This window comes from Streptomyces sp. NPDC002809, from assembly GCF_040295435.1.
Classification (GTDB): domain Bacteria; phylum Actinomycetota; class Actinomycetes; order Streptomycetales; family Streptomycetaceae; genus Streptomyces.
This window is the reverse complement of record NZ_JBEOVJ010000003.1, coordinates 11,917-24,097: the sequence shown is the minus strand read 5'-3', so window position 1 is coordinate 24,097 and position 12,181 is coordinate 11,917. Positions and strand designations below refer to the sequence as shown.

Genomic DNA, 12,181 nt, shown 5'->3' with positions numbered 1-12,181 from the left:
TCCCCGTCCCCAGCCCCCGACTCTCAGCCCAGAGCCTCTGACCCCGCGACCCCCGGAGCCCTTCATGGGACGTTATGTGATCCGGCGGCTGCTGCAGATGATCCCGGTCTTCTTCGGCACCACGCTGTTGATCTTCCTCATGGTGAACGTGATGGGTGACCCCATCGCGGGTCTCTGCGGCGACCGCCAGTGCGATCCGGCGACTGCCGCCCAACTCCGTTCGGAATTCGGCCTCGACAAGCCGGTCTGGCAGCAATACCTCACCTACATGGGCAACGTCTTCACCGGCGACTTCGGCACCGCGTTCAACGGGCAGAAGGTCACCGAGCTGATGGCCACGGCCTTCCCCATCACCATCCGCCTCACCCTCGTGGCGATCTTCTTCGAGATCGTCATCGGCATCAGCCTCGGCGTCGTCACGGGTCTGCGCCGCGGCCGTCCCATCGACACGACCGTGCTGATCCTGACCCTGGTCGTCATCTCCATCCCGACCTTCGTCACCGGTCTGCTGCTCCAGCTCCTGCTCGGCGTGGAATGGGGCGTGATCAAACCGTCCGTCTCCAGCGAGGCCCCGCTCAACGAGCTGATCATCCCCGGGCTCGTGGTCGCCTCCGTCTCCCTGGCCTACGTCACCCGGCTCACCCGGACCTCGATCGCCGAGAACGCCCGCGCCGACTACGTCCGTACCGCGACCGCCAAGGGCCTCCCCAGGCGCCGTGTGGTCGTCCGGCACCTGCTGCGCAACTCGCTGATCCCTGTCGTCACCTTCATCGGTACGGACGTGGGCGCCCTGATGGGCGGAGCGATCGTCACGGAGCGGATCTTCAACATCCACGGCGTCGGCTACCAGCTCTACCAGGGCATCCTGCGCCAGAACTCACAGACCGTCGTCGGCTTCGTCACCGTTCTGGTCCTTGTCTTCCTGGCGGCGAACCTGATCGTCGACCTGCTCTACGCCGTACTCGACCCGAGGATCCGCTATGCCTGAGCAGACACCGGACGAGGCGATCTCGTCGGCCGGAGCCGGCGGAACGATGGACCTCGCCCTCGACGAGGGCGACAGCCTCGAAAAGACGCCCGGCGGTCCCGAGGGGACGGGACCGGGCACCAAGCCGCAGAGCCTGTGGTCCGACGCCTGGCGCGACCTGCGCCGCAACCCCGTCTTCATCATCTCCGCACTGATCATCCTGTTCCTGGTGATCATCTCGATCTGGCCGCAGCTCATCGCCTCCGGTGACCCGCTCGACTGCGACCTCGACAAGGCGCAGGAGGGATCGCAGCCCGGCCACCCCTTCGGGTACGACGGCCAGGGCTGCGACGTCTACACTCGTGTCGTGTACGGCGCCCGGAACTCCGTGACCGTCGGTATCTGCTCCACCATCGGCGTCTCGCTGATCGGCAGCATCCTCGGCGGCCTGGCGGGTTTCTTCGGCGGCTGGTGGGACTCGATCCTCTCCCGGCTCACCGACGTCTTCTTCGGCATCCCGGTCGTCCTCGGCGGCCTGGTCTTCCTCTCCGTGGTGACCAGTTCCACCGTCTGGCCCGTGATCGGCTTCATCGTGCTCCTGGGATGGCCGCAGATCGCCCGCATCGCCCGCGGCTCCGTCATCACCGCCAAGCACAACGACTACGTCCAGGCGGCCCGGGCCCTCGGCGCCTCCAACGGGCGGATGATGCTGCGCCACATCGCTCCCAACGCCATCGCCCCGGTGATCGTCGTCGCGACCATCGCGCTCGGTACGTACATCTCCCTGGAGGCGACCCTGTCGTTCCTCGGCGTCGGCCTGAAGCCGCCGGCCGTCTCCTGGGGCATCGACATCTCCGCCGCGTCCCAGTACATCCGCAACGCCCCGCACATGCTCCTCTGGCCCGCCGGTGCGCTGGCGGTCACCGTGCTCGCGTTCATCATGCTCGGCGACGCGGTGCGCGACGCCCTCGACCCCAAGCTGCGCTGAGGAGTCCGCTGCCATGTTGCTCGAAGTGCGCGATCTGCACGTGGAGTTCCACACCCGGGACGGGGTCGCCAAGGCCGTCAACGGGGTCAACTACTCGGTGGCCGAGGGCGAGACGCTCGCCGTGCTCGGCGAGTCCGGCTCCGGCAAGTCGGTCACCGCACAGGCGATCATGGGCATCCTCGACATGCCGCCCGGGAAGATCAGCGGCGGCGAGATCCTCTTCAAGGACCGCGACCTGCTGAAGCTCAAGAAGGAGGAGCGCCGGAAGATCCGCGGCCGGGAGATGGCCATGATCTTCCAGGACGCCCTCTCCTCCCTCAACCCCGTGCTCACCGTGGGGGAGCAGCTCGGCGAGATGTTCGTCGTGCACCGCGGAATGTCCCGCAAGGACGCGAAGGCCAAGGCCGTCGAACTGATGGACCGGGTCCGCATCCCGGCCGCGAAGGAGCGGGTCGGCAACTACCCGCACCAGTTCTCCGGCGGGATGCGCCAGCGCATCATGATCGCGATGGCGCTGGCCCTCGAACCCTCGCTGATCATCGCGGACGAACCCACCACCGCCCTCGACGTCACCGTCCAGGCCCAGGTGATGGACCTGCTCGCGGAGCTCCAGCGCGAGCTGAACATGGGCCTGATCCTCATCACCCACGACCTGGGCGTTGTCGCCGACGTCGCCGACAAGATCGCCGTGATGTACGCGGGCCGGATCGTGGAGACCTCACCGGTCCACGACATCTACAAGGCGCCCGCGCACCCGTACACCAAGGGCCTGCTCCGCTCGATCCCGCGCCTGGACCAGAAGGGCCAGGAGCTGTACGCGATCAAGGGCCTGCCGCCCAACCTGCTCCACATCCCGCCCGGCTGCGCCTTCAACCCGCGCTGCCCGATGGCCCAGGACGTCTGCCGCAAGGACGTGCCGCCGCTGTTCGACGTGGCCGAGCACCGTCAGAGCGCCTGCTACTTCTGGAAGGAGACGCTCGATGCACGCTGACCACTCGCGCAAGGGAGCGCGCGAAGAGGGCGAGGTGGCACGCGACCTCCTGGCCAAGTCGCGGGAGGGCAGCAGGTACGCGGGCGGCGAGCCGATCCTTGAGGTCCGCGACCTCGTCAAGCACTACCCGCTGACCCAGGGCATCCTGATCAAGAAGCAGATCGGTGCCGTCAAGGCGGTCGACGGGGTCTCCTTCGACCTCGCGGCCGGCGAGACCCTCGGCATCGTCGGCGAGTCCGGCTGCGGCAAGTCGACCGTCGCGCGGATGCTGGTGCACCTGGAAGCGCCGACGGCCGGCGCGATCCGGTACAAGGGCGAGGACGTCACCAAACTGTCCGGCCGCGCGCTGAAGGCCGTGCGCCGCAACATCCAGATGGTGTTCCAGGACCCGTACACCTCCCTCAACCCGCGGATGACGGTCGGCGACATCATCGGGGAGCCGTACGAGATCCACCCCGAGGTGGCCCCGAAGGGCGACCGGCGGCGCAAGGTCCAGGACCTGCTGGACGTCGTCGGCCTCAACCCGGAGTACATCAACCGCTACCCGCACCAGTTCTCCGGCGGCCAGCGCCAGCGCATCGGCATCGCCCGCGGCCTCGCGCTCAACCCCGAGATCATCGTCGCCGACGAACCCGTCTCGGCCCTCGACGTCTCCGTCCAGGCCCAGGTCGTCAACCTGCTGGACCGGCTTCAGGCGGAGTTCAACCTCAGCTACGTCTTCATCGCCCACGACCTCTCCATCGTCCGTCACATCTCCGACCGGGTCGGCGTGATGTATCTCGGCCGGTTCGCCGAGATCGGCACGGACGAGGAGATCTACGACCATCCCACGCACCCGTACACCCAGGCACTGCTCTCCGCCGTGCCGGTGCCGGACCCGATGGCGCGCGAGTACCGCGAGCGGATCATCCTGCACGGCGACGTGCCCTCGCCCGCCAACCCGCCCTCCGGCTGCCGCTTCCGCACCCGCTGCTGGAAGGCGCAGGAGCGGTGCGAGCTGGAGGTGCCGCTGCTGGCGGTCCCGGCGGCCTTCCGGCTCACCGACACCCCGGCCAAGCACGATTCGGCCTGTCACTTCGCGGAGGAGAAGCGCGTGGTGCCCCCGGAGGGAACGCTGGAGCAGGTGGGCGAGGGCGAGGCGGGAGCCGGTCCCGAGGTGGAGCAGGTGGACCGCGAGGCCCGGAAGCCACCCGTGACGGACGCGCAGCCGGGGGACCGGCCGCAGCCGTCGGATGCGGGGACCGACGACAGCCCGTCGCCGGATGCGGGGGCCGACGACGACAGCCCGCCGCCGCCCTCCGGCAGCAGCCGGGTCAGCTGACCCACCGGTCCGTTAACGCGTGGGCAACTCGGGCGTCTCACGTCCGATATACGGACCCGCCAGCATGGACTGCGTACGGCCGTGCGGGTGCCGTGGACCGGCCGGAGGGACTCACGTCTCCCCGGCCGGTCGCCCGTCGGGACCGTGCCGACGGCCCTCTTGTCGGGAGGCCGGGCGCGGTGGAGTATCGCTGGGGTGATACTCACCCGTGGAGCAAGAGTGACCGGCGCCGCTCTCTGCGCGGTGCTCGCCCTGATCGTCGCGAGCTGGCTCGTACGGGACATCAGGGCCGTGGACGCCGAGCAGTTGTGGCGTTACTGGGCCGGCTTCCGGGACGCGCGACCGCGGGCGATGCCCGCCACCTCGCCCCTGGATGTCGCCCTCCTCGTGGTGTACGCCTTCGCCACCGTCGCCGCGCTGCGCTCCTCGGTCGCGGCCACCGTGCTCGTCGCCACCGGAGTGATCACGCTCGCCGTACGGCTGCCGGGGGTCTGGGGCATCGGGAGCCGCCGGATGGAGACGGTGTTCTCCGACGACCTCCGCTCACGGGCGCTGATCTGCGCCTTCGTCGGCCTCGCCGCGGGCATCGCGCTGCTCATCACCGCCGGGGCCGGCCGCCGTCCGCCGGCCGACTCCTACGAGCAGCTGCCCTCCCGGCCCGGGCCCGGCGCCTCCGTCACCGCGTTCCTGATGCTGGGCGCTGCCGGAGCGGTGCTGATCGCCTGGGAGATCCGCCAGATGGTGAAGTACCCCGAGATCTTTCCCGAGTGGTACGTGGGCGACGACCGCATCCCGCACGGTGTGATCGACCCGCCGCCCGGCTGGGGCACCGCGGCACTGGCGCTGCTCTGTCTGGTCGCGGCGGCGAGCGCACTCTTCCGCGCCGTGCACGCACGGCCGTTCGGCCTGGTGGCTGCCGCGCTGCTGCTGTCCGGCGGGGCACTGGGCGTGGCCCGGGCCCTCCACTACGACCTGCTCGACGACTTCGGTTCCCTGCCGACGGAGACCCAGCTGATGCTTCTGAGCTGGATCCTCGAGCTGGTCGCCGGGCTTGTGGTGCTGCTGGCGCTGGCGCCCAGGGGCTTCGCCGACGTCCCCGGCCCGTACGGACCGGGTCCGGGCCCGGGCTACGGCCCTCCGGAATTCGGTCCCCCCGGCTACGCCCCCACCTCGTACCCGGGGCAGCAGCCGCCGCCCGCACCGGGTTACGGCTACCCGCAGGGCGGCGGCGGTTTCGGGCCGCCCCCGCCGCCCTCGCAGCCGCCACCGGGCTGGTAGACCGACCTACATCCCCAACGACCGCTTCAGGAAGTCCACCTGGAGCAGCAGCAGATTCTCGGCCACCTTCTCCTGCGGGGTCATATGGGTCACCCCGCTCAGCGGCAGCACCTCGTGCGGGCGCCCCGCCGCGAGCAGCGCCGAGGACAGCCGCAGGGTGTGCGCGACCACCACGTTGTCGTCCGCCAGACCATGGATGATCATCATCGGCCGCACCTGGTCGGCGGCGTGCGAGAGCCCCTCGTCGGTGAGCAGCGAGTTGTACGCGTACACCTCCGGCTGGGTCGCCGGATCGCCGAGATAGCGCTCCGTGTAATGGGTGTCGTACAGCCGCTGGTCGGTGACCGGAGCACCCACGACCGCCGCGTGGAAGACGTCGGGCCTCCTCAGCACCGCCATGCCGGCCAGGAAGCCGCCGTACGACCAGCCCCTGATGCCCACCCGGCCCAGATCCAGGGGGAACCGCTCCGCGAGCGCGTGGAGCGCCTCGACCTGGTCGTCGAGGGTGAGGGTGAGGTTGTGCTTGACGGCCTTCTCCCAGCCGGGCGAGCGGCCGGGTGTGCCGCGGCCGTCCGCGACGATCACGGCGAAGCCCTGGTCCGCGAACCACTGTGAGGTGAGATGCGGGTTCTGGGCTGCGAGGACCCGGCGGCCGTGCGGCCCGCCGTACGGATCCATCAGAACCGGAAGAGGACCGTCCGATTCCTTGTAGCCGGTGGGGAGCATCACGGCGCACGGAATCCGCCGTGCGCCCCCTTCGGTGAGCTGCGGCCTCGCGGACAGCACCGGCTGCTCCGCGTGACTGGCGACGGTGGCGATCTGCTTGCCGTCCCGGAACACCCGTACCGTCGATCCGGGCACGTCCAGCGCGGTGGAGACCATGACGGTCACCCCGCCCGACCGGACCGCCGCGTGCACGCCCGCGCCCTCCGACACCCGCTCGACGCCCAGCTCGTTGACCCGGTACACATGGGTCTCGCCGATCTCCGCCTCGGCCGCCCGTTCGCCCGCCGACGCCGTCACGAGGATGTCGGAATCCCCGATGTCGAGCACCGTCAGGATCTGCAACTGGGCCCCGGTCAGCGGCCGGTCGCCCACCGTGAGGACCCGCGCCCCGCCCTCGTCCGCGATCCGCACCAGCCGCCCGTCCGGCGCCCACGCGGGCACACCGGGAAACAGCTCCAGCCACACCGGGTCCTCGTCCGCGTGCACCGTCCGGGTCGCCCCGGTCTCCGGGTCCACCGCCAGGTAGAGCTGACTCTGCTGGTCACGGGACTGCACCAGCAGCAGCGGCGCCCCGTCCGACGACCAGTGCACCCGCGCCAGATAAGGGAACCGGGCCCGGTCCCACACCACTTCGGTACGCTCCCCGGCCAGCCCCACCACGAAGAGCCGCACCTCGGCGTTGGGCGTCCCGGCCGCCGGGTACGCGACCTCGGCGGGCTTGCGGTCCGGGTGCGCGGGATCGGCGATCCACCACCGTCGTACCGGGCTGTCGTCGACCCGGGCCACCAGCAGCCGGTCCGAGTCCGGCGACCACCAGAAGCCGCGCGAGCGCGCCATCTCCTCGGCCGCGATGAACTCCGCGAGGCCGTAGGAGACCTGCGCTTCCTCCGGTTCTGCGAGGGCCCTGTCCTCCTCGCCGCCGGCGCCCACGACGCGCAGCGCACCCTTGGACACGTATGCGATGTGTCGTCCGTCGGGGGAGGGGCGCGGATCGATCACCGGGCCGGGCACGGGCAGCGCACGCGCCGTTCCGGCACGCAGTTCGGCGACGTACACCTTCCCCGAGAGCGCGAACGCCGCCAACTCGGCCGCCGCGTCGACCGCGTAGCCGACGATCCCCGACGACCCCTCGCGGCTCCGCTCACGCCTGGCCCGCTCCTGGACCGACAGCCGCTCCTCCGAACCGCCCAGCAGCACCGCAGGATCGGCCACGACCCGCTCCCGCGGGGCCTTGCCGTCGCCGAGGTCCAGCACCCGGAGCTGCCCCGAGCGGTCTGTTCCCGACCCCGAGCGGAGGAAGGCCACCCGTTCACCATCGGGTGAAACCGTGAACGCGCGCGGTGCACCGAGGGTGAAACGCATGGTCCGGGCCAACTGCAGCGGGAAGGTGATCTCTGGCGAAGTCATATGCCGAACCTATCGGCCGGCCCCGCCGTCCGTGCGCCCCTCGTGCTGCTGTGCCCCGATCAATGCCATGCCACGGATAGTTATGATCCGTAGCGCTCGGTGGGTATGAACCTGCTGGCTCCATGCGTGCTGCCTGTCCCGACCGTACAGATGGAGGTGAACCGCTGTGGTGCTCTCGATTTCGGCGGTGGTGCTGCTGGCGATCGTCGTCTTCCTGCTGATCCGGAAATCCGGACTGAAGGGCGGACACGCGGTCGTCTGCATGCTGCTCGGCTTCTACCTCGCCAGCTCGTCCGTCGCACCGACCATCTCCGAGCTGACCACGAACGTGGCCGGCATGATCGGGGGCATGAAGTTCTGACCCCGGGAGCCGCCCGTGGTCCTGCCGCGTCCGGAAACCGGCCGCAGTCGGCCCAGGCGGTCATCGGCTCGTAGGGTGGTCCCATGACGGATCTCCCCGCCCGGCGTCTGCTCCTGGTGCACGCGCACCCCGACGACGAGTCGATCAACAATGGCGCCACCATGGCCAGGTACGCCGCCGACGGCGCCCTGGTCACGCTGGTGACCTGCACGCTCGGCGAGGAGGGCGAGGTCATCCCGCCCGAGCTCGCGCATCTTGCCGCGGACCGGGACGACTCCCTGGGCCCCTTTCGCCGGGGCGAACTCGCGGCGGCGATGAAGGAACTGGGGGTCACCGACCACCGGCTCCTCGGCGGCGCGGGCCGTTACCGCGACTCCGGGATGATGGGCACCGAGCAGAACCGGCGCCCCGGCGCCTTCTGGTCCGCCGACCTCGACGAGGCCGCCGGGTACCTCGTGGAGGTGATCCGTGAGGTGCGCCCCCAGGTCCTGGTGACGTACGACCCCGACGGGGGCTACGGGCACCCCGACCACATCCAGGCGCACCGGGTCGCCACGCGCGCCGCCGAACTGGCCGCCGACCCCGCGTACCGCCCCGGCTCCGGCCCTCCGCACGCCATCGCGAAGACCTACTGGAACCGGGTGCCGCGCTCGGTGGCAGAGGACGGCTTCGCCCGGCTGCGGGCCACCGCCCCGGACGCGTTCCCGGGCGTCGCCGCGATCGACGACGTGCCGGGTGTGGTGGACGACGCCCTGATCACCACCGAGATCGACGGCACCGGACACGGCGAGGCGAAGGTCGCGGCGATGCGGGCGCACGCCACCCAGATCGCGCTCGACGGCCCCTTCTTCGCCCTGTCGAACAACCTGGGCCAGCCCGTCCTCACCGACGAGTACTACGAGTTGGTGAAGGGCGCCCCGGGCGACGGAGGGAACACCCGGGAACGCGACCTCTTCGCGGGCATTTCGGAGGCGGGCCGGTGAGCAGCAGCAGTTCGCGGGCCGCCCGGACCAACGCACCTTCACGGGACATTCCGGCCACCGGCCTGGCCGCGCCCCTCAACCCCCGCCGGATCGCCGCCCTGCTGGGCCTGGCGGTTCTCGGTGCGCTTGTCGGCATCGCGGGAACCCTGGTCCAATCCGCCTGGTTCCCGGGCGGATTGCTGCTGGCCCTGCTCGCGTCCGCAAGCCTCTTCTACGGCGGCCGCTGCCTCATGGGCACGCAGCCAGGAGCTCTGGCGCCCGCCGCGGGATGGCTGATTTCGGTCATTGTTCTGCTGGGTGGCAGACCGGAAGGGGACTACGTCTTCGGAGACGAACTCGGCCTCGCCCTCTTCATGCTGGGCGGCATGGCCATCGCTGTGATCTGCGCCACCATGTCGCGGCCGTCCCAACTGGGCGCCGACAGCGGCCGACCTGGCAAGTAATGTGCCACCTCCGATCCCGTAATGCCCCCTGTCCGACCGGGGGGTGCGCAGTCGTTTCCCCCGGTCGCGGGGTGTCTGTCGGCCGCGGCCAGTATGGTGGTTCGCGCGCCTAGTCGGGTGCTGAAGATCTTGACCGGGCTCGCGAGGCCTGGCACGCATATCTGTGGCGTTACCCAACGCCCTCATAGCTTCGCCACGAGTACGCTCCGGCTTCTCGTGGCCGCACGCACCAGGCGCCGCTCCCTGATCCGGCCAAGATCTTCAGCACCCTCCTAGTCGCCCCCCGGCCTGCGGGACGGGGGAAGTACGGGCGGCGGAGCCAATCAGGAGAACCTGCTTTGAGTCGTGAAACTGACAGTTCGTCCTCCGGGCCCCAGGGCCGCGGGGGAGCCGCGTACCCCTCGGGTACGCCGCCGTACGGATCCCGCCAGTATCCGTCGCTGCACCCTTCGCAGGACGCCCCGGAGGAATCCCCGGACGCCGCGGATCCGCCTCAGCCCGACGAGCCGAGGACCGAGACCACGCTGACGACGCGCATCCGGATCAACATTCCGGGTTCGCGCCCCATCCCTCCGGTCGTCATGCGTACGCCCATGAGCGACGTCGACAGCGCCGGTGGCGAGCGCACCGGCTCCACGCCGCGCCCGGGCGCTTCCGCGTCCAACGGCGGGCAGGCGGCTCCGGCCGCACCGGGCCCCGAGCCCCGGGAGCCGGCGGCCGGGGCGGAGCCCGGTGCCGAGAAGCCGGCCAGGGAGAAGAGCGGCAGCGACTGGTTCGCGCCGCGCAAGTCCCCGGGCGCCTCCCCGGCGAGCGACGGCACGGACGGGGCCGGCTTCCCGGCCGGTGGTCCCGGTGGTCCCGGTGGTACGGGCGGTGCCGGTTTCGCGGCCGGTGGCCCCGGCAGCCGTCCGGACGGTGCGGGCTCCGGCCCGGCCACCCCGCCCGCAGGCAGCCCCCGCGCCGAGCTGCCCTACTTCTCCGACGGACCGCAGCGCGCCGGCGACCCGGGTGCGACCGGTCCCGACGGCTTCGACTCCGACGGCTTCGGTCCCGACGGATTCGGCGGCGACGGGTCCGGCGGGCCCCGCTCCACGCCGAACCTCGGTATCCGTACGCCGGGACCGGCCGGCCCCACCACCGGACCGGCCAGCGGTACCTCGGCCCTCACCCCGGACCTCGACGGCCGGATGCCCTTCGGCCCGGGTCCGGCGGGTCCGGGCGGGCCGGCGGGCCCCGGCGGCGCACAGGGCCCCGGCACCCCCGGCGGCGCACCGCCGCGCATGTCGGACGACACCGCCGTGCTCACCCCGCAGTTCGGACCGGGCCCCTCCGGCCCCGGGGGCAACGTCTCGGGGGACACGCTGAACAGCGGCATCCCCGTCGTGCCCTCGGACCACCGCGCGTCAGGGGCTCCGTCCCCGTTCCCGGGTTCCGACACCACCCCGCGGACGCCGGCGGGCCCGATGGGCACCGGACCGGCCGGACCGGGCGGATTCGACGACCGGGAGGCCGAGCCCGCCGCCCGTACCGCACCTGCGGCCGCGGCGCCGAGCGCCCCGGCGAAGAAGGGCCGCTCCAAGCTGGTCATGCTCTGTGTGGCCGCCGTCTGCCTGCTCGGGGTCGCCTACGGCGCCGGGCTGCTGATGAACCACTCCGACGTACCCAAGGGCACCACTGTCCTCGGTGTCGACATCGGCGGCGGGACCAGGGACGACGCCGTCGAGAAGCTGGACGCCGCGCTCGGCGAGCGGTCAAAGGCCCTGCTCCAGCTGACCGTGGACGGCAAGAAGACACAGCTCGCACCCGACAAGGCCGGACTGGCCCTGGACAGCCAGGCGACCGTGCGTGCCGCGGCGGGCAGTGACTACAACCCCGTCTCCGTCATCGGCTCCCTCTTCGGCGGGGAGCGCGACGTCGACCCGGTGATCCCGGTCGACGAGGAGAAGCTCGTCGTCGCGCTGAAGGACCTGGCCGGCGCCTCGGGTTCGGCCAGCGACGGCACGATCAAGTTCGTGCCGGGCAAGGCCGTCGCCGTCCCGGGCAAGGCAGGCAAGGCGCTCGACGTCAACCAGTCGATGGTGTCGGTACGTGACGCCTACCGCGCCCAGGTCGAGACGGGCAGCGCGAAGACCGTCCCGCTGCCCGTCACCACCAGCGCACCCACCATCACCCAGGCCGAACTGGACCGGGCGATGAAGGAGTTCGCGGAGCCCGCGATGTCAGGCCTGATCCACATCAAGGCGGGCTCGAAGGAGATCCCGTTCGGCCCGGCCAAGTCGCTGCCGAAGATCCTCTCGATGGTGCCGGTCGACGGCAGGCTCGTCGACCACTACGACAAGAAGGCCATCGAAGAGCTCTGCGGAAGCACCTTCGACGGGATCATGGTCACCAAGGGTGACGGTACGAAGCACCAGGTCGGCCCGGACGACGTGGCCTTCGCCATGAAGGGCGCGCTGCTCGGCAAGACCGAGGCCGAGCGGACCGTCACGATCGACCTCGGCGGCAACGGCTGAGCCGTCACCCGCCGCATCCCACCACCCCCGCCCGGACCTCCGGCCGGGGGTGGTGTCGTATCCGCCCGGACCTGCGGCCGGGGGTGGTGTCGTATCCGCCCGGACCTGCGGCCGGGGGTGGTGTCGTATCCGCCCGGACCTGCGGCCGGGGGTGGTGTCGTATCCGCCCGGACCTGCGGCCGGGGGGGGTGTCGTATACGCCC

At 71.1% G+C, this 12,181-nt stretch carries 10 protein-coding genes; 9 read left to right on the top strand and 1 reads right to left on the bottom strand.

Going from position 1 to position 12,181, the window contains the following annotated elements:
* Positions 1-64: 64 nt before the first annotated feature.
* The 5 genes from ABT025_RS02585 to ABT025_RS02565 all read left to right on the top strand — a co-directional run bounded on the left by ABT025_RS02585 (position 65) and on the right by ABT025_RS02565 (position 5,545).
* The gene (locus ABT025_RS02585; RefSeq protein WP_219570770.1) at positions 65-988 is read left to right on the top strand and encodes an ABC transporter permease; all 924 of its coding nucleotides are present in this window, start codon (positions 65-67) and stop codon (positions 986-988) included.
* Positions 981-1,955 carry an ABC transporter permease gene (locus tag ABT025_RS02580; protein WP_350988997.1) on the top strand — a complete coding sequence of 325 codons (975 nt, stop codon included), beginning with the start codon at positions 981-983 and terminating at the stop codon, positions 1,953-1,955. The genes ABT025_RS02585 and ABT025_RS02580 overlap by 8 nt, the downstream gene beginning before the upstream one ends.
* A gap of 13 nt (positions 1,956-1,968) precedes the next feature.
* The gene (locus ABT025_RS02575) at positions 1,969-2,946 is read left to right on the top strand and encodes an ABC transporter ATP-binding protein (RefSeq protein ID WP_350988995.1); all 978 of its coding nucleotides are present in this window, start codon (positions 1,969-1,971) and stop codon (positions 2,944-2,946) included.
* Complete coding sequence (locus ABT025_RS02570; RefSeq protein WP_350988993.1) at positions 2,936-4,267, top strand: ABC transporter ATP-binding protein; 1,332 nt, start codon at positions 2,936-2,938, stop codon at positions 4,265-4,267. The genes ABT025_RS02575 and ABT025_RS02570 overlap by 11 nt, the downstream gene beginning before the upstream one ends.
* A gap of 219 nt (positions 4,268-4,486) precedes the next feature.
* Positions 4,487-5,545 carry a hypothetical protein gene (locus ABT025_RS02565; RefSeq protein ID WP_350988988.1) on the top strand — a complete coding sequence of 353 codons (1,059 nt, stop codon included), beginning with the start codon at positions 4,487-4,489 and terminating at the stop codon, positions 5,543-5,545.
* Between the two features lie 6 nt (positions 5,546-5,551).
* On the opposite strand, the gene ABT025_RS02560 is transcribed toward ABT025_RS02565, so the two are convergent.
* The gene (locus ABT025_RS02560; RefSeq protein WP_502971881.1) at positions 5,552-7,633 is read right to left on the bottom strand and encodes a S9 family peptidase; all 2,082 of its coding nucleotides are present in this window, start codon (positions 7,631-7,633) and stop codon (positions 5,552-5,554) included.
* 211 nt (positions 7,634-7,844) lie between these two features.
* On the opposite strand from ABT025_RS02560, the gene ABT025_RS02555 reads away from it, so the two are divergent.
* The 4 genes from ABT025_RS02555 (at position 7,845) to ABT025_RS02540 (ending at position 11,978) form a co-directional block, all read left to right on the top strand.
* The gene (locus ABT025_RS02555; RefSeq protein ID WP_326738529.1) at positions 7,845-8,039 is read left to right on the top strand and encodes a hypothetical protein; all 195 of its coding nucleotides are present in this window, start codon (positions 7,845-7,847) and stop codon (positions 8,037-8,039) included.
* Between the two features lie 83 nt (positions 8,040-8,122).
* Complete coding sequence (mshB, locus tag ABT025_RS02550; RefSeq protein WP_350988984.1) at positions 8,123-9,022, top strand: N-acetyl-1-D-myo-inositol-2-amino-2-deoxy-alpha-D-glucopyranoside deacetylase; 900 nt, start codon at positions 8,123-8,125, stop codon at positions 9,020-9,022.
* Positions 9,019-9,465, top strand: coding sequence for a DUF6113 family protein (locus ABT025_RS02545; protein ID WP_350988982.1), 447 nt, complete (start codon positions 9,019-9,021; stop codon positions 9,463-9,465). The genes mshB and ABT025_RS02545 overlap by 4 nt, the downstream gene beginning before the upstream one ends.
* A gap of 338 nt (positions 9,466-9,803) precedes the next feature.
* Positions 9,804-11,978 (top strand): hypothetical protein, encoded by a 2,175-nt coding sequence (locus ABT025_RS02540; RefSeq protein ID WP_350988980.1) that lies wholly within the window; start codon positions 9,804-9,806, stop codon positions 11,976-11,978.
* The last annotated feature ends 203 nt before the right edge of the window (positions 11,979-12,181 follow it).